22 protein-coding genes are annotated in these 21,915 nt (G+C 71.6%); 5 read left to right on the top strand and 17 right to left on the bottom strand.

Translation table 11 applies throughout. From position 1 onward, the window contains the following. Window positions 1–139 precede the first annotated feature (139 nt). Together ACZ7HT_RS27400 and ACZ7HT_RS27395 are read right to left on the bottom strand one after the other, a co-directional pair. Window positions 140–676, bottom strand: a complete 537-nt coding sequence (locus ACZ7HT_RS27400) for a tRNA adenosine deaminase-associated protein (RefSeq protein ID WP_471170821.1) — start codon at window positions 674–676, stop codon at window positions 140–142. Window positions 677–893: 217 nt separating this feature from the next. Further along, entirely contained in the window at window positions 894–1,091 is a 198-nt protein-coding gene (locus ACZ7HT_RS27395) for a hypothetical protein (protein ID WP_471170819.1), read from the bottom strand. 92 nt (window positions 1,092–1,183) lie between these two features. Here ACZ7HT_RS27395 and upp point away from each other — a divergent pair, with 92 nt between their 5' ends. Further along, the gene (upp, locus tag ACZ7HT_RS27390) at window positions 1,184–1,819 is read left to right on the top strand and encodes a uracil phosphoribosyltransferase (RefSeq protein ID WP_024756127.1); all 636 of its coding nucleotides are present in this window, start codon (window positions 1,184–1,186) and stop codon (window positions 1,817–1,819) included. Here the strand turns inward: upp and ACZ7HT_RS27385 are convergent, their stop codons facing one another. Continuing rightward, complete coding sequence (locus ACZ7HT_RS27385) at window positions 1,820–2,446, bottom strand: LytR C-terminal domain-containing protein (protein WP_471170817.1); 627 nt, start codon at window positions 2,444–2,446, stop codon at window positions 1,820–1,822. A gap of 112 nt (window positions 2,447–2,558) precedes the next feature. Next, entirely contained in the window at window positions 2,559–2,855 is a 297-nt protein-coding gene (locus tag ACZ7HT_RS27380; RefSeq protein ID WP_030209440.1) for a type II toxin-antitoxin system VapB family antitoxin, read from the bottom strand. 96 nt (window positions 2,856–2,951) lie between these two features. Between ACZ7HT_RS27380 and ACZ7HT_RS27375 the strand changes: the two genes are divergently transcribed. Further along, the gene (locus tag ACZ7HT_RS27375) at window positions 2,952–4,523 is read left to right on the top strand and encodes a helicase HerA-like domain-containing protein (RefSeq protein WP_471170815.1); all 1,572 of its coding nucleotides are present in this window, start codon (window positions 2,952–2,954) and stop codon (window positions 4,521–4,523) included. Here the strand turns inward: ACZ7HT_RS27375 and ACZ7HT_RS27370 are convergent, their stop codons facing one another. The 4 genes from ACZ7HT_RS27370 to ACZ7HT_RS27355 form a co-directional block, all read right to left on the bottom strand. After that, window positions 4,524–6,074: a M28 family metallopeptidase gene (locus tag ACZ7HT_RS27370; RefSeq protein ID WP_471170813.1), complete on the bottom strand. Its 1,551-nt coding sequence runs from the start codon at window positions 6,072–6,074 to the stop codon at window positions 4,524–4,526. Window positions 6,075–6,271: 197 nt separating this feature from the next. Continuing rightward, a complete protein-coding gene (locus tag ACZ7HT_RS27365; RefSeq protein WP_471170811.1) occupies window positions 6,272–6,868 on the bottom strand; it encodes an HhH-GPD-type base excision DNA repair protein in 597 nt (198 codons plus the stop codon). Between the two features lie 132 nt (window positions 6,869–7,000). Further along, window positions 7,001–7,570 carry an RBBP9/YdeN family alpha/beta hydrolase gene (locus ACZ7HT_RS27360; protein ID WP_471170809.1) on the bottom strand — a complete coding sequence of 190 codons (570 nt, stop codon included), beginning with the start codon at window positions 7,568–7,570 and terminating at the stop codon, window positions 7,001–7,003. A gap of 106 nt (window positions 7,571–7,676) precedes the next feature. Further along, a complete protein-coding gene (locus tag ACZ7HT_RS27355; protein ID WP_471170807.1) occupies window positions 7,677–8,315 on the bottom strand; it encodes a TetR/AcrR family transcriptional regulator in 639 nt (212 codons plus the stop codon). Window positions 8,316–8,504: 189 nt separating this feature from the next. Here ACZ7HT_RS27355 and wrbA point away from each other — a divergent pair, with 189 nt between their 5' ends. After that, window positions 8,505–9,113 (top strand): NAD(P)H:quinone oxidoreductase, encoded by a 609-nt coding sequence (wrbA, locus tag ACZ7HT_RS27350; protein WP_471170805.1) that lies wholly within the window; start codon window positions 8,505–8,507, stop codon window positions 9,111–9,113. Window positions 9,114–9,172: 59 nt separating this feature from the next. On the opposite strand, the gene ACZ7HT_RS27345 is transcribed toward wrbA, so the two are convergent. Together ACZ7HT_RS27345 and ACZ7HT_RS27340 are read right to left on the bottom strand one after the other, a co-directional pair. Further along, window positions 9,173–9,460: a metal-sensitive transcriptional regulator gene (locus tag ACZ7HT_RS27345; RefSeq protein ID WP_030685455.1), complete on the bottom strand. Its 288-nt coding sequence runs from the start codon at window positions 9,458–9,460 to the stop codon at window positions 9,173–9,175. Between the two features lie 80 nt (window positions 9,461–9,540). Then, on the bottom strand, window positions 9,541–10,188 hold the full coding sequence (locus tag ACZ7HT_RS27340; RefSeq protein WP_471170803.1) for a TetR/AcrR family transcriptional regulator: 648 nt from the start codon (window positions 10,186–10,188) through the stop codon (window positions 9,541–9,543). 64 nt (window positions 10,189–10,252) lie between these two features. Here ACZ7HT_RS27340 and ACZ7HT_RS27335 point away from each other — a divergent pair, with 64 nt between their 5' ends. Then, window positions 10,253–11,659, top strand: coding sequence for a DHA2 family efflux MFS transporter permease subunit (locus ACZ7HT_RS27335; RefSeq protein WP_471170801.1), 1,407 nt, complete (start codon window positions 10,253–10,255; stop codon window positions 11,657–11,659). Between the two features lie 25 nt (window positions 11,660–11,684). Here the strand turns inward: ACZ7HT_RS27335 and ACZ7HT_RS27330 are convergent, their stop codons facing one another. The 4 genes from ACZ7HT_RS27330 to ACZ7HT_RS27315 all read right to left on the bottom strand — a co-directional run bounded on the left by ACZ7HT_RS27330 (window position 11,685) and on the right by ACZ7HT_RS27315 (window position 16,499). Then, window positions 11,685–13,745: a TerD family protein gene (locus tag ACZ7HT_RS27330; protein ID WP_471170799.1), complete on the bottom strand. Its 2,061-nt coding sequence runs from the start codon at window positions 13,743–13,745 to the stop codon at window positions 11,685–11,687. Window positions 13,746–13,967: 222 nt separating this feature from the next. Next, window positions 13,968–14,384 (bottom strand): YciI family protein, encoded by a 417-nt coding sequence (locus tag ACZ7HT_RS27325; protein WP_471170798.1) that lies wholly within the window; start codon window positions 14,382–14,384, stop codon window positions 13,968–13,970. 131 nt (window positions 14,385–14,515) lie between these two features. Then, on the bottom strand, window positions 14,516–15,691 hold the full coding sequence (locus tag ACZ7HT_RS27320) for a winged helix DNA-binding domain-containing protein (RefSeq protein ID WP_471170796.1): 1,176 nt from the start codon (window positions 15,689–15,691) through the stop codon (window positions 14,516–14,518). A 16-nt stretch (window positions 15,692–15,707) separates the two neighbouring features. Then, on the bottom strand, window positions 15,708–16,499 hold the full coding sequence (locus tag ACZ7HT_RS27315) for an alpha/beta fold hydrolase (RefSeq protein ID WP_471170794.1): 792 nt from the start codon (window positions 16,497–16,499) through the stop codon (window positions 15,708–15,710). A 238-nt stretch (window positions 16,500–16,737) separates the two neighbouring features. Between ACZ7HT_RS27315 and ACZ7HT_RS27310 the strand changes: the two genes are divergently transcribed. Further along, a complete protein-coding gene (locus tag ACZ7HT_RS27310; RefSeq protein ID WP_471170792.1) occupies window positions 16,738–17,751 on the top strand; it encodes a helix-turn-helix transcriptional regulator in 1,014 nt (337 codons plus the stop codon). Between the two features lie 20 nt (window positions 17,752–17,771). Here ACZ7HT_RS27310 and ACZ7HT_RS27305 read toward each other — a convergent pair whose 3' ends face one another. The 3 genes from ACZ7HT_RS27305 to ACZ7HT_RS27295 form a co-directional block, all read right to left on the bottom strand. Continuing rightward, window positions 17,772–18,833: an aldo/keto reductase gene (locus tag ACZ7HT_RS27305; RefSeq protein ID WP_471170790.1), complete on the bottom strand. Its 1,062-nt coding sequence runs from the start codon at window positions 18,831–18,833 to the stop codon at window positions 17,772–17,774. Window positions 18,834–18,932: 99 nt separating this feature from the next. Beyond that, entirely contained in the window at window positions 18,933–21,188 is a 2,256-nt protein-coding gene (locus ACZ7HT_RS27300; protein ID WP_471170788.1) for an FtsX-like permease family protein, read from the bottom strand. Continuing rightward, the gene (locus ACZ7HT_RS27295) at window positions 21,185–21,859 is read right to left on the bottom strand and encodes an ABC transporter ATP-binding protein (protein WP_471170786.1); all 675 of its coding nucleotides are present in this window, start codon (window positions 21,857–21,859) and stop codon (window positions 21,185–21,187) included. Before ACZ7HT_RS27295 ends, ACZ7HT_RS27300 begins: the two co-directional genes overlap by 4 nt. Window positions 21,860–21,915 lie beyond the last annotated feature (56 nt).

The following is a 21,915-nucleotide window of genomic DNA, read 5'->3' as shown; positions in this document are numbered from 1 at the left end:
ACGGGATCGTTCACGGGTTCGCCCACGGGTTCGCCCACGGGTTCGTGTACGGGATCCCCCACGGGCCCCTGTACGGAGTCCCGTACGGGATCGCCCGGCGGTTCGGTCGTCGGCTCGGGTACGGGTACCGCGGCTGCCACTAGCGGACGGCCTCCAGGACCTCGGCGGCGCCCAGCGCGTCCGCGATCTCCGAGAGCGCGTCGGTGTCGAGGGCCAGCAGGTCCTCCGCCGACATCCCGAGGTCGGCCAGGATCAGCCGGTCGCCCACCGGCGCGGCCGGGACGGCCTCGGCGGCGACGGAGCCCGCCTCGTCGTCCTCGTCCTCGTCGGCGTCGAGCGGCTCCCCGTCCTCGGTGCCGTCCAGGTCCAGGTCGTCCAGGTCGTCGACCAGGTCGTCCAGGTCGTCGCCGAGGAGTTCCCGGGTGAGCATCTCCCCGTACGAGGAACGGGCGGCGGCGGCCCCGTCCGAGACGTAGATGCGAGGGTCTTCCTCACCCTCGATCCGGACGATCCCGAACCACGCGTCCTCCTGCTCGATGAAGACGATCACCGTGTCGTCGTCCGAGGCCTCACGGGCCAGCTCGGCCAGATCCGACAGGGTCTCCACGTCGTCGAGCTCCGTGTCGCTCGCTTCCCACCCGTCTTCGGTGCGCGCGAGCAGTGCGGCGAAGTACACCTGACTCTCTCCCACTGATCAGAGGTGTGACGTTCCGGCGGCGCGAGCCTGATGCCCCGCCCAATCGGCATCGTGACAGAAACGTCGCCGTCAGGAGAGGTCTTCGGCTCTTGCGTCGTGCATCAGTCTGAACGACCCCGCGATCGGGTGGGCGTGCGACCCCGGCGCACGAGGGGGGCGCATGGCCGGTTACCGCTGCCCGGCTCCCCGTATGGCCTCACCAGCGGAAGGTCCGCATGCGCATGGCCTGGCGCATCCGGGCGGCCCGGGCGCGCCGCGGCTGGACGCGCTCGCGCAGCGCCTTGGCCTCGCCCAGCTCGCGGAGGAACTGGGCGCGGCGCCTGCGGCGCTCCGCGTCGGTCTCCGGGCGCGGCTCCTCGGGAGGTTCGCCGCGCGTGTCCGCCGGGTCGGGCATCGGCCACACCACCCCATCGCTGGGTCCCTGTGCCCCCACTCTGCCCCGGCGCCGTGGGTCGACGCCAGTGCTCGGCGGGCTACTGTTGAGTCATGCGTCTCCACGTCGTCGACCACCCTCTGGTCGCCCACAAGCTCACCACCCTGCGCGACAAGCGCACGGACTCCGCGACCTTCCGCCGTCTCGCCGACGAGCTGGTCACCCTGCTCGCCTACGAGGCCACCAGGGACGTGCGGACCGAGCAGGTCGACATCGAGACCCCCGTCACGCCCACGACCGGCGTGAAGCTGTCGTACCCGCGTCCGCTGGTGGTCCCGATCCTGCGCGCCGGTCTCGGCATGCTCGACGGCATGGTCCGGCTGCTCCCGACGGCCGAGGTCGGCTTCCTCGGCATGATCCGCAACGAGGAGACGCTGGAGGCGTCGACCTACGCGACGCGGATGCCGGAGGACCTCTCGGGCCGCCAGGTGTACGTCCTGGACCCGATGCTGGCGACCGGCGGCACGCTGGTCGCGGCGATCCGGGAGCTCATCAAGCGCGGCGCCGACGACGTGACCGCGGTCGTGCTCCTCGCCGCCCCGGAGGGCGTCGAGATCATGGAGCGCGAGCTCGCGGGCACGCCGGTGACCGTCGTGACGGCCTCGGTCGACGAGCGGCTCAACGAGAACGGCTACATCGTCCCGGGCCTGGGCGACGCGGGCGACCGCATGTACGGGTCCGCGGAGTAGTCAGCACTTCCCAAGCGGTACGGGCGCGGGCTTGGTCAGGGCGACCAGGGCCGCGTCCGCCGTCGTTTTCGGGGACAGCGTCTTGAACGCGGTCCCGATGATCAGGTCCACGTCCGCCGTGGCCCGGGTGTCCGTCCTGGTCGTGGCGCCCGCGAGCTGGGTGCCGAGGACCGGGAAGACGCCCTTGGTGGCGGTGGGCGCGCCGAGCAGCAGGCCGGTGCCGGGGACCTTCTTGTCGTAGGCGGTCGGCGCGTTCCCCACCTTGCCGATCTTGAAGCCGCGCTTCTTGAGCTCGTCCGCGGTCGTCTTGGCGAGCCCGCTGCGCGGGGTCGCGTTGTAGACGTTGACCGTGATCTGCGCGGGCTTGGGGAAGGCGGCGGGCGCGGGGGTCGGCTTGGGCGCGGGTTTGCAGTCGGCCTGCTTCCCGGCCGTCGTCTTCGTACCCCCGTCGCCGGAGAAGACGTCGACGAGCTGGAGCGTCCCCCAGCCGGCCGCGCCGAGCACGACCACGGCGGCGGCGGACGCGAGGACGATCCTGCGCCGGCGGTGGGGGCGACGCATGCGGGGGTAGACATCCCCCGTGATGCGGTACTTTCCGCCCATGCCGGGGGGAGTGAGCATGCTCATGAACGCAGCGTAATGCCGCCCGTCGGCGATGCCTACTTGATGATCATGTGATCGCGTCCGGATGGGGGCGAACTGACCCCGAAAGGCTCAGCGGGAGCGGGTCCCGGCCGGCTCAGTCGAGTTCCAGGACGCGGGCGTGCAGCACCTGGCGCTGCTGGAGTGCCGCGCGGACGGCGCGGTGCAGTCCGTCCTCGAGGTAGAGGTCGCCCTGCCACTTCACGACGTGCGCGAAGAGGTCGCCGTAGAAGGTGGAATCCTCGGCGAGCAGGGTCTCCAGGTCCAGCTGGCCCTTGGTGGTCACCAACTGGTCGAGGCGGACCGGGCGCGGGGCGACGTCCGCCCACTGCCGGGTGCTTTCCCGGCCGTGGTCGGGATACGGCTTTCCGTTTCCGATGCGCTTGAAGATCACACGGAAAGCCTACCGGGCGAGCGGTCCCCGGCGCAGCCACGCGCGGGCAGTGGGATGCTGGTGCGAACCGTGACAAAACGGAATTGGGGTGCCGTCATGAGCGTGAGCGGGCAGTCGCCGGGTACCGAGGTGACCGGCATCGTCGCCGGGTACGCCTTCGACGGACCCGCACTCGAACTGGGGGCTCTGCTCTGGGACGGCGTCTGTCACCCGGACGCGCGCATCCGCATCCCGCTGCCCGTGCTCAACCGGCACGGTCTGGTCGCCGGAGCGACCGGCACCGGCAAGACGAAGACGCTCCAGCTGATCGCCGAGCAGCTCTCGGCGAACGGCGTGCCGGTCTTCCTCGCCGACATCAAGGGCGACGTCTCCGGGATCTCGGCCCCCGGCCAGGACGGCGCGAAGGTCCGGGAGCGCGCCGGCGAGGTGGGCCAGGACTGGCGGGCGCGCGGCTTCCCCTGTGAGTTCTACGGGCTCGGCGGCACCGGCCCCGGCATCCCGGTCCGCGCCACGGTCACCAGCTTCGGCCCGGTGCTCCTGTCCAAGGTGCTCCAGCTCAACCCGACGCAGGAGCAGTCGCTCGGCCTGATCTTCCACTACGCCGACGCCAAGGGCCTGGAGCTGGTCGACCTCAAGGACCTGCGGGCGGTGGTGGCCTTCCTGGTGTCGGACACGGGGAAGGCCGAGCTCAAGGGGATCGGCGGCCTGTCGACGGTGACGGCCGGGGTGATCCTGCGGTCGATCACGGCCTTCGAACAGCAGGGGGCGGGGGGCTTCTTCGGGGAGCCGGAGTTCGACACGGCGGAGCTGCTGCGGACGGCGCCGGACGGGCGGGGGATCGTCTCGGTCCTGGAGCTGCCGGCGGTGCAGGACAAGCCGCAGCTGTTCTCGACGTTCCTGATGTGGATGCTGGCGGACCTCTTCGGCGACCTCCCGGAGGTCGGCGACCTGGAGAAGCCGAAGCTGGTCTTCTTCTTCGACGAGGCGCACCTGCTCTTCAGCGGGGCCTCGAAGGCGTTCCTGGAGTCGATCACGCAGACGGTGCGGCTGATCCGCTCGAAGGGCGTCGGGGTGTTCTTCGTGACGCAGACCCCGAAGGACGTCCCCTCGGACGTGCTCGCGCAGCTCGGCAACCGGGTGCAGCACGCGCTGCGCGCGTTCACCCCGGACGACGCGAAGGCCCTGAAGGCGACGGTGCGGACCTTCCCGAACTCGCCGTACGACCTGGAGGAGGTGCTGACCGGCCTCGGTACGGGCGAGGCGGTGATCACCGTACTGGGCGAGAAGGGCGCCCCGACTCCGGTGGCGGCGACCCGGCTGCGGGCCCCCGAGTCGCTGATGGGACCGGTGGACGCGGCGTCCCTGGACGCGGCGGTGAAGGCCTCGCCGCTGTACGGGCGGTACGCCGAGGCCGTGGACCGGGAGTCGGCGTACGAGAAGCTGACCGCCGAGCAGCGGGCGGCGGAGGAGGCGGCGCTCCGGGCCGCCCAGGAGAAGGAGGCGGAGAAGAAAGCCGCGAGGACTCCTCCGGAGAAGAAGGAGGAGCCCTCGCTCGCCGAACAGGTGGTGGGCAGCGGGATCTTCAAGTCCCTGGCCCGCTCGGTCGGCACCCAGCTGGGCCGGGAGATCAGCCGTTCCCTCTTCGGGACGGCCCGCCGCAGGCGCTGACTAGGACGCCACCTCGTCGTGGTCGCCCTGCAGCCCGCCGCCGCCCGCGCCGCCCGTGGTCGGGGTGGAGACGACCGGCTTGCGCAGGGAGGAGATGTCGTGGGCGTAGGTGCCCACGGCGTTGGCGATGACGTCGATGTTGACGTCGAAGGCGGTCATGTCGATGTTGCTGAGGTCGTCGCCCTTGGTGTGGTAGTTCACGTCGTACGCGACGCCCGCCGTGCCGCCGAACCTGGCCGCCTGAGCAGGGGTCTTGATGCCCTCGGCGCCGGTGTCGGTGCCGCCGGAGGGGATGCCGACCTTGATGAAGGGGCCGTAGTCGGAGCGGCCGGTGAAGTCGGCGCCCTCGTGCGGGACTCCGCGCCGGTCCATGAAGTCGGTGATGTCGCGTTCCAGCTGGGCGGAGCCCTCGGGGCCCGCGCCGGCGCCGACGCCGTCCGAGTTGTCGCCGTCGAACACGAACAGGCAGTAGTTCGGCGAGGCGATCATGTCGAAGTTGAGGTAGAGCTTGATCTCCTTCCGGCCGAGGTCCGAGAGGCTGTTGACGTAGTGCTCGGAGCCGAGGAGGCCGACCTCCTCCGCCGACCACCAGGCGAAGCGGACCTTGTTGCGGACCTTTTCCTTGGACTTGGCGAGTTCCAGGGCGGTCTGCAGGAGGCCTGCGGAGCCGGAGGCGTTGTCGTTGATGCCGGGGCCCGCGGTGACGGAGTCGAGGTGGGAGCCGAGCATCACGGTGTTGGCGGCGTTGCCGCCGCGGGTCTCGGCGATGACGTTGTTGGTGGTGCGCTTCTCCTGGAGCTGGCGGATCTCGAAGGAGAGCGAGACCGGGCCGTTGGCGAGGTCGGAGGCGAGCTGCGTGCCCTCGGCCAGGCTGATCCCGCCGGTGGGGATCTTCCCGGATTCGGGGGTGCCGAGGGTGCCGGAGAGGGCGCCGGCGACGTTGTTGTAGACGATCGCTCCGGCGGCGCCGGCCGCGGCGGCGTTCTGCTGCTTGATCGCGAAGGAGCAGACGCCGCGCTTGATCAGCGCGATCTTCCCGGTGAAGGCGCCGGAGGCGAAGTCGCCGGGCTCGCAGCCGGTGGAGCCGTCGGCGTCGACGGGCACGGCGGCGAGCTCGGCGGTGATGCCGCCGACGGGGGTGGACGTCGTGTACGTCATCGCCTTGATGTCGAGCGCCCGGGGCGCGGGGGCGAGGACGGAGGCCTTCTCTTCGAGCGTCTGGGTGTAGATGAAGTCGAACTGCTGGTACCGGACGTCGTATCCGGCCTTCTTGAGCCGCGTGTACACATAGGCGGCCGAGGCGTCGTGGCCGAGGGTGCCGGCGGCGCGGTTCCCGCCGGCGGAGTCGGCTATCGCCTGGAACTTCTGCAGGTGCCGGTAGGCGTCCTGGGCGTTGGTCTCGCGGACCAGCTTCTTCGCCAGCCGGGCGGCATCGCGGGCGGGTGCGGCCGAGGGGTCCTGACCCGCGGTGGCGGGGGAGGCGAGGACCAGAGGGGTGGCGAGGGCGGCTGCGGCGAGGATGGCCGCGGCTCGGCGCTGGGATGCGTTCACAGAAGTCCCTTCCCGGTACGGATGAGGTTGAGGGGAAGTTAGCGATATCGGGGGCATGCTGTGAACTGATCCGTCGCAATTCCTGTCAGGTCGCACAGGAATGAGATGTGGAATTATCAATTCCCGCCCTGCCAGGCGCCGTTGGCCGCTTGGCCGCTTGGCCGCTTGGCCGCTTGGCCGCTTGGCCGCTTGGCCGTCTACGCCGTCTTGGCCGCCTTGGCGGCCTTGGCCGCGGCCTTCATCTCCTGCTTGTGCGCCCGCACCTTCGCCAGCGACTCCGGCCCGGTGATGTCCGCCGCCGAGCGGTGGCAGTTCTCCTCGCCGTACGGGCCCGCCGCCTCCCGCCAGCCCCCGGGCCGCACCCCGTACTGCTTGCCGAGCAGGGCCAGGAAGATCTGCGCCTTCTGCTTCCCGAAGCCGGGCAGCGCCTGGAGCCGCGCGAGCAGCTCCTTCCCGGTCGCCGCGTCCGCCCAGACGGCCTCTGCGTCACCCCCGTACTCCTCGACGAGGAACCGGCACAGCTGTTGGATCCGGCCCGCCATGGACCCCGGATAGCGGTGCACGGCCGGCTTCTCGGAGAGCAGCGCGGCGAAGTCCTCCGGGTCCCGGGCGGCGATGTCGTGCGCGTCGAGATCGTCCGCGCCGAGCCGGGAGGCGATCGTGTACGGGCCGGAGAAGGCCCACTCCATCGGGACCTGCTGGTCGAGGAGCATGCCGACGAGCGCGGCGAGCGGCGAGCGGCCGAGGAGCTCGTCGGCCTCGGGCTGTTGGGCGAGGTGGATCTCGGGGGTCATGGACCGATCATCACGCGCGCGCGTGAAGGCCGCCCGGTGGGTTCACCCCTTCGCGAAGCGGTGCGGCGGGTGCGGCGGGTTCGCCGGGTCCGGTGGGTCCGTGGGTCCGTGGGGCCGATGGGTCAGGTGGTCCTACGGCTTCGTGTTCGCCCGTACCCGTACCGCCGGGTCCTCGCACCACTGCAGGAGTGAGGGCCATTCCCCGTACCCCGAGTCGGGGTTGAGGTGCTCGCCGGCCGGTACGTGGTCCAGGTCGAGGCCGAGGGGGATGCCGTAGTGCAGGTCGGCGCCCTCGGGGCAGTACGGGTCCCCGTCCCCGTACACGAGGCGCGCCTTGAGTCCCGCCTCCGTGAGGTCGAGGCCGTCGGCGAAGGCGGCGATCTCGGGGATCGAGGAGGTGACCTGCGGGGAGGGCGGGGAGACCAGGAGGACCCGGTCGGCGTCCGGCCGCCGGTCCCCGGCGCGCAGCCAGAGGAGTACCGACAGGCTGTGCGCGAGGACCACGAACGCGCCCTCGGCCGGGCGCCGCCCGTGCTCCTCCAGGGCGTCGAGCCACTCGCCGAGGCCGGGCGCGTCGGGCGAGGGCAGCTGGGGGTAGCGGACCTCGTGGCCGCGCTCGCGCAGCTGCCCGGCGAGCCAGTGCTGCCAGTGGGCGGGCGGGCGGTGGTTCTGGAAGCCGTGCAGGATCAGATACGTGGTCATGGCAGGATCCTGCGACGGCGAGGCCCGCCGGTCCACCACCGTCCACGGAGCGGTCCGGCTCCTGTCCGGCCCTGATCCGCCGGACGGGGCCGCCTGGGCCGGCGGACTAGCTCCTGAGGGCCAGCAGCTCCTTCACGCCCGCCTTGAGCCGGGAGGCCGACAGTTCCTGCTCGACCGTCAGGTGGTGCATGACGTCGGGCGAGAACGGCGCGAGCGCGAGGTGCGCGAGGAGCGTGCTGTCGCTGCCCGGCCTGAGCCGGCCGATGAGCAGGGCCATGTGCGTGTGCATCAGCCGGTAGGCGCCGCTGTGGTAGCGGGCGCGGGGCGCGGCGGAGTGCGCCGCGAGCAGCAGGGCGCGCTGGGCGGCGACCCGGTCGACGAGCGCGTCGAGGAAGGCGTCGAGCCGTTCGGCGGCGGGGGCGCCGGGGCCCAGCGGGGGAGGGCCGCTCATGTACGCCTCCTGGAACTGGCGCTCGCGGTCGTCGAGGAGCGCCCAGAGCAGCTGGGAGACGTCGCCGAAGCGCCGGTAAACGGTGCCGACGCCGATGCCGCTGGCGTGGGCGACCTGGTTCATGGTGACGGCGTCGGGGCCTTCCTCGGCGACGATCCGGGCGGCCGCGTCGAGGATCCGGCGCCGGTTGCGGGCCGCGTCGGCGCGCTCGGGGGCGGGCTCGTCGAGGGTGGGGAGCAGGCTGAGTACCGGCGCCGCCGCCTTGTCTCCGGCCTGCGGGTTCTCCGTGCTCATCTGCCGACTCCTGTCCCTGAGCCCCGTTCCCCCGTGGTTCGTGTGCTGTCGCCTTCTGCAGTCAGCATACCCGTTCCCCTTGCAAACCGGATAGTGATCCACTTAGGCTCGGCGCAGCAAGGAAGCGGAAAATATTCCGCTTCTCGGAAGTCTGGCACGTTCGGCACGTTCGGCTGAGGAGAGTCCGCCATGTCCGTCAAGGTCGCCGTCATCTACTACTCGGCCACGGGTAGCGTCCACCAGCTCGCCCAGGCCGTCGCCGAGGGCGCCGAGAAGGCCGGCGCGGAGGTCCGCCTGCGCCGGGTGCCCGAGCTCGCCCCCGACGCCGCCATCGACGCGAACCCGGCCTGGCGCGCACACGTGGACGCCACCGGCGACGTGGAGGTCGCGACCCTGGAGGACCTGGAGTGGGCTGACGCGTACGCGCTCGGCTCCCCGACCCGCTTCGGGAACGTGTCCGCGCAGCTGAAGCAGTACGTCGACACGACGGGCGGCCTCTGGCAGCGGGGCGTCATGGCGGACAAGCCCGCGACCGCCTTCACCAGCGCGCACAACGTCCACGGCGGCAACGAGTCGACGCTGCTCGCGCTCTACAACACCTTCCACCACTGGGGCTCGGTCATCGTCTCGCCCGGCTTCACCGACCCGGCGGTCTACGCGGCCGGCGGCAACCCGTACGGCACCGCGCACCCGGGTGCCAACGGCGCCCCGGCGGAGGAGGTCCTGGAGGCCGCCCGTTACCAGGGCCGGCGCCTGACCCGTATCGCCAAGCGCCTGAACGGCCTGGCGGACGACTGACGGCCGGATGCGGAAGTACCCCCGGGGGCGAGGCCCCCGGGGGTACTTCCCGTTTCGTCCTAGGCCAGCGACAGGAACAGCTTCTCCAGGCGGGCCCGCATCGCCTCGGGATCCTCGCCGTTCTTCCGTCCGCCCTCGATGTCGGTCAGGCACTGCTGGAGCCCGGTCGCGATGATCGCGAACCCGGCCCGGTCGAGGGCCCGGGAGGCGGCGGCCAGCTGGGTGACGACCTCCTCGCAGTCCCGTCCCTCCTCGATCATCCGGATCACACCGGAGATCTGGCCCTGGGCCCGGCGTAGCCGGTTCAGGACCGCCTTGAGCTCGGCGCCCGCGAGATCGAGTTCCACTGCCACTCCTCCACAGATACCCCAGGGGGTAATTTTACTCCCCCGGCTCGGGGTCCGTCGAAGACCAAGGATCGCACCCGTCAGGGCGTGTAGCGGCGGAGGAACATCTCGACCCCGTCCACGACGAGCCGCTCGCTCAGCTCCTCGGTGACCTCCGCCCCGTACTGCTCGAACACCATCTGCGGGAAGACCAGCAGCGAGTACAGCTGGAGCACCGCGACCTCCAGGTCCGGAATCGCGAGCCGGCCCCGGTCGGCGAGGGCGCGCAGGGCGTCCGCGACGGCGGGGTGGTGGCCGGCCGGGCCGTGCGCGTGCCAGGCGCGGCCGAGCTCGGGGAAGCGGTGGAGCTCGGTGGCGACGAGGGTGCGCAGGGCGCGGCCCTCCTCGTCGGCGCGGACGGCCCGCGCCCAGGCGCGCCCGGCCTCGGTGAGGGCGGCGCGCAGGTCCTCGGCGTCGGCGAGGGCGGAGAGGTCGGGGCCGCCGGTCTCCGCGTGCAGCGGTTCGTCGAGGGCGCCGGCGACGACGGCGGTGAAGAGGGCTTCCTTGCTGCCGAAGTGGTTGTAGACGGTGACCTTGGAGACGCCCGCCTCGGCGGCGATGGCGTCCATGCCGACGCCGAAGCCCTCGCGGAGGAAGAGGTCGCGGGCGGCCCGCACGACGGCCTGGCGCTTGCGGGCGGCGCGGGGGCCGGTGGGGGCGGGCCTGGGTTCGGCGGGCTTGGGTTCCATGGCCGGAGCGTACCAAGCGAACTGTACTGTTGAGTTCAACTGTACTGTGCCGTACAGTTCAGTTATGCCGACCGACATCGCCCCTCCCGGCCTCCGCTCCCGCCGCTGGACGACCCTCGCGCTGATCTGCGCGGCCCAGTTCATGCTGATCCTCGACGTCACCGTCGTGAACGTCGCCCTGCCCGCCCTCGCCGCCGACCTGGACCTCGGGCGCACCGCCCTGACCTGGGTCGTCACCGCGTACACCCTCTGCTTCGGCGGCCTGATGCTCCTCGGCGGCCGCCTGGCGGACGCCCTCGGCGCCCGCCGGACCCTCCTCGCCGGCCTCGCCCTCTTCACCACCGCATCGCTGGTCTGCGGCCTGGCGCCGAACGCCACGGTCCTCCTCACCGGCCGCGTGGCCCAGGGCATCGGCGCCGCCCTGCTCTCCCCGGCGGCCCTCGCCCTCGTCACCCTCACCTTCCACGGCGCCGAACGGGCCCGGGCGCTCGGCGTCTGGGCGGCCGTCGGCGGCACCGGCTCCGCCGTCGGCGTCCTCCTCGGCGGCGCCCTCACCTCCGGCCCGGGCTGGCCGTGGATCTTCTACGTGAACGTCCCGACGGGCCTGGCGCTGCTCGCCGTACTCCCGAAGCTGCTCCCGAAGGACCCCGCTCCGACGGCCACCCGGCACCTGGACGTCCCGGGCGCCGTCCTCGTCACCGCCGCCACCGGCGCACTCGTCTACGGCCTCGTCCAGGCGGGCGACTCCGGCTGGACGGCCCCGGCGACCCTGCTGCCGCTCCTGGGCGCGGCGGTGGCGTACACGGCCTTCGCGGCGGTGGAACGGAGGGCCCGCACCCCCCTCATGGACCTGAGGATGCTGACCAGGCGCCCGGTCGTCGCGGGCTCCCTGCTCATGCTGGTCGCGACCGCGCTGCTGATCGCGTTCTTCTTCCTGGGCTCGATGCGGCTCCAGCACGTCGACGGCATGGACGCCTTCCGCACCGGACTCCTCTTCCTCCCGGTCGCCCTCACCACGGCGATCGGCGCGCACCTCGGCTCCCACCTGGTCACCACGGCCGGCCCGCGCGCCTGCGCCACCGGCGGCATGGCCCTGGCGGCCGCGGGCTGCGCGCCCCTCGCGTTCCTCGGCCCGGCCGCCGACCCGTGGACCACCCTCCTCCCGGCCCTGGCCACGGCGGCCCTGGGCCTGGGCGCGGTCTTCGTCACGGCGACCACGACGGCCCTCGGCCTGATCCCCCCGCACGAGGCCGGGCTCGCCTCCGGCATCGTCAACACCTTCCACGAGGTCGGCGGCACGATCGGCGTGGCCCTCGCCTCCACCCTCGCCCTCACCACCACACCCCCCACCCCGTCCGGCTTCACCACGGCCTTCACGGCCTGCGCCCTGACGGCCGCGGCAGCGGCCCTGACGGCCCTCATCCCCCGAGGCAGGCCCCACACGACCGGCGGGGCCCACGGGATGCACTGAGACCGGAGGGGGCGGTCGGAGGGACTTACTCCGTACCGGACGGCTCGGCGGCGGATCGTGCCCGTGGCGTCCGGCGCTGCTCGAACTGGCCCACGTGCGTGACCACCGAGCCGTAGAAGCGGTCGACCGCCTCGTCGATGCTGCGGATGAAGCCCGACTCCGTGCTGCCCCGGCTGCTGCCCATGCCCTTGAAGAGCGACAGCCGGAATCCGGTGATGACCGCACTGTCCTTGGGCAGCAGGTCGCCCGGCTCGGGCCGCAGGCGCTCGAGCGTCCCTCGCGGGCCGTTCCGGCCCTCGAGGAGCGTCTCCACGTGCAGGTCGGCGGGGGCCTCGTCCAGGACCCGCAGGAGCCGCTTCGCGACCGAGAGGGGGTAGGCGCCGTCCGGGGAAGGCACGTCGATGGACGTACGGATCTTCCCCGTACGGAGGTCCGCGGTGATGGCCAGGATGCTCTGCGCGCCGTCGACGCGCAGCTCCGCGGAGAGCTTCCCCTCCTCGCAGAGCCGGTCGGCGAGCGCCGTACGCCGGGACTTGGGGTCGGTGCCGCGCCTGGCCCGCTGCACGGGCAGGGCCTTCTGCCCGAGCTCACCGCCCAGCCGCAGACAGACCTGACGGACCAGCCGCTCCCAGCTCTCCACCACATCCACTGCGCGCGGGTCGCCCTGGCACAGCGTTTCGGCGTCGAGTCCGTTGCGTACGGGCACCCAGGACGGCCCCATGTTCTGGAAGCCGTGACAGCCGGAGTTCTCGTGCTGGAGGTAGTGGAGAAGCTCCTGGAGGAGCCAGGCGTGCGCGGCGTTGCCCACGCCCTCGTGTCGGATCAGCATCTGGGCCTGGTGCGCCACCTCGGCCCACGAGAGGTGCCAGAGCGAGACCTTGTGCTTGCGCCTGCCGTCCGTCTTGAACTCGACGAGCGGACTGCCCTCCAGGGCCACGTCGTTGGACAGCGTGATGACGGCCTCGTATCCGCGCCGCGCGGCGATGTCCATGTAGTTCTGGACCTGCTCCGACTTCAGCGGGTTGCCGTTGGTCTTCGTCTCGACGAGCGCCGTCCAGAGCTTCCCGGCGCGCTCCGTCCGGATGACGCCGTCCGGGCGCTTCGGGCTGTCCCCGTGGGGGAGCGACACCTCGGTGAAGGTCTGCATCCGGCCCGCGGGCGCCCCGAAACCGGCGGTGAGGCGCCTGCCGAACTCGGGAACCTCCGCCATCACCGAGAGCAGGACCGAGGTCGCGCGCACCTCGCGTTCCCGGTCGCTCTTGTACGAGGGAACGGGGAAGAGGCGGGCGGGCTTCCAGGTGTCGTTCTCCGCCAGCGACTTCTTCGCGGCCTTCGGCAGCGTGACCTTCTTCTTGGCCGTACGCGTGGCACGACGCCGCGCGGGCGCGGGGGTGGCGCCGACCGCGGGCTCACCTTCCGCGCCGGCCTGCGCGGGGATCGTGACGGTGCCTGCGGCCTGCGGAACGGGGTCGGCGCCGGGGGCGCGGGAACCGTCGGCCTCGGCGGGGCCGGTGGAGGGGGCGGCCGTGGAAGGTTCGTCCTCCTCGTCGACGGCGATGCCGAAGTCGGTGGCGAGGCCGGCGAGTCCGGTCTCGTAACCCTGACCCACGGCACGGAACTTCCACTCGGCGTTCCGTCGGTAGAGCTCACCGAAGATGAAGGCCGTTTCGATGGTGGCGTCCTCGATGGAGAAGCCGAGCAGCGCCTCGCCCGAGCGGTCGGTGACCGTCATGCGCAGGTCGTCCAGATCGCCGAAGCGGGCGCCGCCGTCCTGGCTCGCCGCCACCACGATGGTGGCGACTTCCTCGGGGATCGCCGTGAGGTCCAGGCTGATCCGGTCCTCGCTGCCGTTCTCCGTCGGAACCTTGCCGAGCAGCTGCACGCTGCCGTCCTCGGCGGCGGGGTGGTTGTAGAAGTAGAAGTCGGTGTCGCCGCGCACCTTGCCGTCGGCGCCGACGAGCAGCACCGAGACGTCCGCGTCGCCGTCACCCGCCGCACTGCTCCAGCTCAGACCGACGACGACCGCGCCGGTGTCTTCGCTGAGGGTGGCCAGCCCGATGTTGGCCCCCTTGGACATCTCGTGCATGTGTCCCCCCGGACCCTCGCGATGTGATGTGCGCCCCAGGGGGAACCGTAGCGTCCGCAACGGGAGGTCGGGGAGGAAAAGTGAAAGTCGGACGAACCTCGGGGGGTGAGGCCCCGAACCGTTCCGCAAGGGGCGCTCGGGGCTTCACGTCCGCTCGGGGCTTCACGTCCGGTCACGGCTCAGTCCTGGCTCGGGCCGGTCTCGGATCGGTTCAGTCCTGACTCAGTCCTGGCTCGGGCCGGTCTCGTCGATCCGGCGGATGACCACCGGGTACTCCGGGGAGCCGGGCGGGACCGGGCAGCGGGCCACCTGGGCGGCGATCTCCGTGACGCGGTCCAGGGAGGCGCAGTCCAGGACCCAGTAGCCGGCGAGGACCTCCTTGGTCTCGGCGTACGGGCCGTCGGTGACGACCGGCTCGCCGTCGGCGTCCACCGTGACGAAGCGGGTCGTGGACGGGGTGGCGAGGCCCTGGGCGTCGACCATCTCTCCGCGCGCGGAGACCTCCTCGTTGATCGCGTTCATGTGGGCGAACATCGCCTTGAGCTGCGTCTTGTCCCAGGAGGGGTACTGCGCGTTGCCGCGCCCCACCATCGCCTCGTAGTCGGCCTGGGCACCCTGCACCATCACCAGGTACTTCATGACTCTTCCTCGCTCGTCGGGCTGTACTGCCTCTCGCAGCAGAGTCGGAGCCGGGGCGCCGTTCTCGACACCGCGCGGAAAGAAACCGGGAAAACGAAAGAAATCACCCGACCGGCCCGTACGAGGAGGGGTTACCCCGCGCTCAGCTCCCGCTCCAGCGGCGTCCGGAAGCGGGGCGTCACCCGGACGTCCCCCAGCCACCCCGCTAGCCGTTCCGCCTCCGCCGCGATCGCCCGCTCCGCCCCCGCGTCCACGTCGGCGAGGAGCCGGCGGGCGATGCCGCCGTCCGGCCGCTGCGCCCAGCCGCCGACGATCCGGCCGTTCCACCACAACGTCGGCCCGATGTTCCCGCTGCGGTCGAAGAGCGCCGCCCGGTGGGCCGGGTCCAGGTACCAGTCGCGGGCCTGCCAGCCCATCGCCGTCGGGTCGAGCGCGGGCAGCAGCGCCGCCCACGGTTCCGGCTCCGGTACGGGCGCCAGGTCGTCCGGCAGGACGTGACCCGTCCCCTCCTCCACCGTCACCGGCAGCGCCCCGACCGCCGCGAGCGCCTTCCGCACGTCCGTGACCTTCCACCCCGTCCACCAGGTCAGATCCGCCTCGGTCGCCGGTCCGCACGACCCGAGCCAGTGCCCCATCAGCTCCGCCCGCGCCTCCGCCGGGTCCAGTTCGGGATGGGCCTCGGCGAGCGCCCACCGGAAGCGGCTCGACGTCCACGTCCCCTGCGGCCGCCCCCGTACGATCCGCCCCTCCATGCCGAGCACCCGCAGCACCCGGCTCGCCACCGACTGCACACCCTCCTGCCGGGTGCCGGGCCCGTACACGTACGTCGACCTCAACCTCGGTACGGCATCCCCGAGTTCGGCCCCGGTCGCCTCTCCCCGTACGGACAGCTCCGCGAGGACGAGCCGCTCCGTCTCCGCGAGCCAGGCCCCGTCGAAGTCGCTGCCGGCCGCCAACTGCTTGAGGAGCGTGGTCCGTTCGCGGACGGCGACGGGCCGGGTCGTCGAGGCCTGGACGGCGGCGGCGAGGGAGGACGGGAAGACGAACACCGTGTGCCGCATGCCGTGCATCCGGACCAGCGCCCCGTCCTCGTACAGCGCCCGCTCCACCGCGCCGACCGGCTCGACGCCCGCGCGGAGCCGAGCCGCCACCGCGAGGAACACGCTCGCCGGATCCGTCCCGTGCAGCGCCACGAGCGCGCCCCCGGCCTCCGCCGCCGACCCCGCCCGCACGCTCCCCGCCAGCCGGTGCCGCACTCCGAGCCGGGCCCGCCGTTCCGCCGCGTCGATGAACCTCGTGTCTCCCATGGGCCCCATGATGGCGTCAGGAGCCCAGGAACCCGGTCACGGTCTTCACGAACTCGTCCTCCTTCTCGAAGAACATGACGTGACCGGCGTCGATCTCCTCGTACGTGCTGCGGGCGATCGCCGCGTGCAGCTCCCGGCTGTTCTCGACCGGCACGGTGATGTCCTGCGTACCGCCGACGACCAGGGTCCGGGCCGTGATCCGGGGCAGCAGGGCCCGGATGTCGACCGTCAGGTCGAGCGCCACGTGCCGCAGGGTGCCCGGCGTGGGCGGCATGTTCGGGATGAGGGCCTCGACGCCCTCGCGGCCGATCGAGTTGAGGAAGCCGCGGCTGAACCCGGTCATCGTCACGCTCCGCCCGAAGCCCGCCGGGTCGAACGCGCCGAGCCGCTGCCACAGCGTGAACAGGTTCCGCAGGTACTCGTCGCCATCGGTGTACGCCCACCCCGCGACCAGTACGAGCCGCTCGACGAGGTCCGGCCGGAGCGCGGCGACGGCCGCGGACACCGGGGCGCCCATCGAGAACCCGAGGAGGTCGACCGGGCCGGTGCCCGCGTCCTCGATCACCGCGACGACCTGCGCGGCGAGCGTCTCGACGGTCAGCGCCCCACCGTCGTCGACGGTCCGGTCGGCACCGGACAGGTCCAGAGTGATCACCCGGCGGTCTCCGGTGAGACGGGGCGCGGTCTGCCCCCAGTTGACGACGGCGCCACCGGAACCGGTGCCGTGCACGAGCAGGAGCGCGGGCCCGTCGCCCGAGCCTTCGATGTCGTAGTGGACGCGGGCGGTGCCGACGGTGACGGTGGCCATGATCTCAACTCCAAGCGGACGCGGCTCCCTGACGGGGAGGACGGTGGCGGGCCCCGGCCGTTCCCCGCGGGGGCGTCCGGCCGGTGGCGGCGGGCCCCGGCCTTTCCCCCCTCGGCGGTTCGGCCGGTGGCTGACACCGAGGACTCTGCCGACGCCCGGAAGCGCCTGGGAGAGCCCTTCCGAGCCTGGGACCGCCGATCCCTGGATACGACTCCGCGCACCCGGCACCATGATCGGCATGACGACCGCCCGCACGGACCGCACGGACCGCACGAACGGTACGGACCGCACCGACCGCACCGACCGCACCGACCGCACCGACCGCACCGACCGTGCGGACCGTGCGGACCGCACCGACCGTGCGGACTGCCCCGACCCTGCGGTCCGCACCGTCCGCACCGTCCGCACGGACCGCATCGACCGGCGCGAACTCGCCGACTTCCTGCGGCGTTCCCGCGAACGGGTCCGCCCCCAGGACGCGGGTCTCCCGGCCGGACCACGGCGCCGCACGCCCGGACTGCGCCGTGAGGAGGTCGCCCAGCTCGCCGGCATGTCCGCCGACTACTACATCCGCCTGGAGCAGGCCCGCGGCCCGCAGCCCTCGCCGCAGATGCTCGCCGCGCTCGCCCGCGCGCTGCGCCTCGACAACGACGGGCGCGACCACCTCCACCTCCTCGCCGGCCACCGCCCGCCCGCCGGCGCCACGGCGGGCGACCACGTCGCCCCGGGCCTCCTCCACCTCCTGGACCAGCTGGAGACGACCCCCGCGCAGATCCTGAGCGACCTCGGGGACGTCCTCGCCCAGAACGCGATGGCCCAGTCTCTGCTGGGCGGGGTGTGCACGGTGTCGGAGCACGGACGGAACGTGGTGTGGCGCTGGTTCGCCGACGCGGCGAACCGCGCGGCGTACCCGGCCGAGGAGCACGCGTACTACAGCCGCCTCCACGTCGCCGACCTGCGCGCGGCCGTCGGCCGCCGCTCAGGCGACCCGGCCTCCCTGCGCCTGGTGGAACGCCTGCGCGGGGCGAGCGAGGAGTTCACGGAACTGTGGGAGCGGCACGAGGTGGCGGTCCGCCGGCACAGCCGGATGCGGGTCGCGCACCCGGTGATCGGCGCGGTCGACCTGGACTGCCAGGTGCTGCTCGCCCCGGAGGGCGAACAGCGCCTCGTCCTCTACACCCCGCCGCCGGGCACGGACGCGGGGGAGCGCCTGGCGCTGCTGCGGGTGGTGGGCACGGAACAGTTCGCCTAGCGGACGTTCGCCTGGCGGACTCAGCCGGCGGCGGCCCGCTCGCCAACGGGCCGCCGCCGCAGGGAAGGATCGGTGAGTACGGGCGGCCGCCAGGCCCCGTCCGGCTGATACAGATTCGTCCCCGGCGGAACGATCGCGTCGATCCGGTCGAGAACCTCGTCGGTGAGGAGTACGGGCGCGCCCTTCAACAGCCCCTCCAGCTGCTCCATCGTCCGGGGCCCGATGATCACGGACGTGACGGCCGGGTGGGCGGCGGCGAAGGCGATGGCGAGCTCGGGCAGGGAGCACCCGATCTCGTCGGCCAGCGCGACGAACTCCTCGACGGCGTCGAGCTTGGCGGCGTTGACGGGCAGCGAGGGGTCGAAGCGGTGCGGGGTGAGCGCGGCCCGCCCGCTGGTCAGGTCGATCGCCCGCCCCTTGCGGTACTTCCCGGTGAGGAAGCCGGACGCGAGCGGGCTCCAGGTCAGCACCCCCATCCCGTACTTCTGGGCGATGGGCAGCACGTTCGTCTCCACGCCGCGCGCGAGCAGCGAGTACGGCGGCTGCTCGGAGCGGAAGCGGCGCAGCCCGCGCCGCTCGGCGACGGTGTGCGCCTCGGCGATCTGCTCGGCGGGGAAGGTGGAGCAGCCGAAGGCGCGGATCTTCCCCTGACCGACGAGGTCACCGAGGACGTCGAGGGTCTCCTCGATGTCGGTCCGGTGATCGGGCCGGTGGACCTGGTACAGGTCGATCCACTCCGTACCGAGCCGCTTGAGGCTGTTCTCGACGGCGAGGGTGATCCAACGCCGGGAGCTGCCGCCACGGTTGGGGCCCTCGCCGCCGACGGGGAAGTACACCTTGGTGGCGAGGACGGTCGCCTCGCGGCGCCGCGGGTCGCGCAGCGCCTTGCCGACGATCTCCTCGGACTCGCCGCCCGAGTACATGTCGGCGGTGTCGACGAAGTTGATGCCCTGGTCGAGGGCGGCGTGAATGATCCGTACGGACTCCTGATGGTCCGGATTGCCCACGGCTCCGAACATCATGGTGCCGAGGCAGTAGGTGCTGACGTCGATCCCGGTCCCGCCGAGTATCCGATAGCGCATGGCGGCACTCTAGGAACTGGAGCGCACTCCAGGGCAAGACCGGGAGAGATCCGCCTTGCTCAAGACGATCGACGGGAGTGAGGGCGCGGAGGTCGCGGTCTAATCGCGCCGAATGTGCTCGGGATCGATGTGGCGCCTCACCATGGGGAGGGAGGCGACCGCGGCGGCGAGCATGACGCCCAGGGCGGAGGCGAACAGCAGGGGCAGCCCGTCCCAGTCCCAGTGCACGGCGCCACCCCCGGTGATCAGATAGCTGGACTCGGCCAGCCACCCGGTGACGATCGCCGCCCCCAGCCCCACCACCAACGGCAACAACACCTGCACCACCTGCACCACCCGCAACGTCCCCGCCCGAGCCCCCAACAAGACGAGCGCGGCCACCTGCCCCCGCCGCTCCATGGCCCGATCGGCCACGGACACGACGAACGCGGCAACCCCGATGACGAGCCCGAGCACCATCCCGACGACCAGCAGACTCCGGATGACGGTCAGCTGGGCGAGCGAGTCGATGACGATGCCGACGGGCTCGACGGAGGCGGTGGGCGCGACGGCCCCGATGCCGTCGAGAACGGCACGGACGGTGCTGGGGTCGGAAGGACTGACGAGAACGAAATGGGCGTCCTTGGGCTCAGTGCCTTGGGGGAGCAGGGAGGGGGGAATGAGCAGACTTGGCCCGGCGAACTCTGAGGGGTCGTACGCCTGAATGGTCACGCTTTCCCGGGGGACGGACACATTCAGCTTTTGTCCGTTGCTGAGGAGGAAGGGGAAGCTGCGGCCGACGCGGGCATTCGCATCAAACAAGAACGTCGGATCCTCCATCCGCAGGACCTTGCCATCGATGCATCCGTGCGCAGTTTTGGTGAAGGCAGACAATTGAGCGCATGTGGCAACGACGCCTTGGATGCTGGGCACGTCCTCTTCCAACGTTGCCACCCATGATGTGACCACCAGGCTGTGTGCCTGCACGCCACTCAGCGCGGTCATATCCACGCGCTGTCGCATACTCAGCTCAGCTGCAGGAATGCTGTACTCCTGGACCGGCGCCGTCCGACGACTGACCTGATCCAACTCGATGAGCACCCCCTGCGTGAGCGAGGCACCGAAAACCAGCAGCACGAGACCGGTGACTACCCGCAGAGCGCTCCCCGGATCGACCTCCGTGCGTCGCATGGCCAGCGCCAGCGGCAATGATCGCGACATTCCCGCCAGGCGTCGTGAGAGCCATGCCGTGATCGGTGCCAGACCGAACACAAGCCCTGCGCCGGTCAGCAGCACAGCGCTGGGAACCAGCACGGCGCCGGCCGATCCGCCTGACGGATCCCGTCCCATCGCGCTGAGCAGGCAGTATCCGCTGATGATTCCGAGACCGGGGATCAGCATCAGCGTTCCGTACTTCTTCGGAGGCTTACGCTCCCCGGTCCGGCGCACGCTGATGGGCGACTGGGCGGCTCGCCGCGCACTGAACTGCCCCACGACCCAGGCGAGGGCAGGGCACCCCAGCAGGCATGCGGCGATGGTCGTTCCGTCCGGTCGCCCATCGGCCGGGTACCAGCGCAACCCGGGCAAGCCGATCCGCGCCATGACTTCATTGATCCCGAGATAGCCGATGAGCCCGACCACAGCCCCGACGAAGGCGGCGACCACGTTCTCTCCGGCATTGACCCGCAGGGTGTCCCGCATGCTGAGGCCGACGAGCCGGAGTGCGGCGAGCCGACGCGCACGTGACTCGCCGGAGAGCCGGGCGCAGACGGAGAGGAAGATGACGAGCGGGAGCAACACGATGCAGCCGAGAGTGAACCGAAGGATGTCCAGGGTGGAGGGGTCGATGACCTGGTGCTGCGTGTACGTGGCGCCGAAGTGGCCGAGTGGTGCCGCCTCGCTCAGTTCGTCGGCGTCGGTGCCGATATAGGCGTACAACTCGTCCGGTCCGCCCAATCCCTCCGGGGCGATGGTGCCGATCACATGGCCGGGCACGAGTCCTGCGGCGCGGGGATTGGCCGCGAGGATCTCGTCCAGCTTCGGCGAGACGAGCGCTTCGCCCGCGTGAGGGAGTGCCTTGATTCCCGGAGGAACCGGCAAGGGGCCGACCCCTTTGTGACCGATGAAGACACGCCGCAGTGGTTGCGAGCCGTAGGGGTCCAGGAATTCCTGGTAGACGGCGTTCTTGTTCGCGCCGGGGAAAACGGCGCGACTCGTCACCCGGGCATCGTTGGCGGCGATGATCGTCGGAATGGTGAGCGCGGCGGCCAGGCAGGAAACACCGAGTGCGGATCCGAGCGCCATCAGGAGGAAGCGGACCCGAGCCCGGCGCCCGCTTCCCCACAGCAGACGCACGCCGAGGACGAACGCGTTCACACGGTCACCCGTTGGGCCAGTACGCCATCCGACATCGTGTACTGGGTGTCAGCCTTCGCGGCGACGTCGGCGTCGTGCGTGACGATGACGACGGCTGTCTTCTGCCGTCTCGCCAGCTGAAGGAACTCATCGAGTACGGCAGCCGCGTTGGCGCTGTCGAGCGCTCCGGTCGGCTCGTCCGCGAACACCACGTCCGGCCGGTGGACCAGAGCCCGCGCAACCGCAACGCGCTGACTCTGGCCACCCGACAGCTTCGAGGTCCTGCGCCGCAGTAGATCACCCAGTCCGAGCCGCCCCAGCACTTGGCCGGCCATGGCGTGGGCATGGGTCTTGCTGATCCCGGCAAGCCGGAGGGGGAGCGCCGCGTTCTCCTCGACGGTCAGTTCCGGCAACAGTTCCCCGTACTGGAAGACAAAACCCAGGCGCGTACGGCGCAGCGCACTGAGCTCCCCGTCAGGAAGGGACGAGAGCTGCTGTCCGTCGAACGTCACCGTGCCGTTTGAAGGCGGAAGAACCCCGGCGAGGCAGTACAGCAGGGACGACTTCCCGGAACCGCTGCTGCCCATGATGGCGGCCACTTCGCCGCGCTTGAGCGTGAAATCGGCACCAGTCACAGCCTGCTGGGTGCCGTAGAAGAGATCCACGCCTTCGGCGCGGAGGATGACGTCCATCGTGGTGCGCACTCCTATGAGAGCGGGAGCCGCCTGGTCGGTGGCTCCCGCAAAGG

The sequence above is a fragment of the Streptomyces sp. NPDC037410 genome (genome assembly GCF_055602235.1).
Note: the sequence above shows the minus strand (reverse complement) of the source record. Positions and strands in the feature narration are given on the sequence as shown.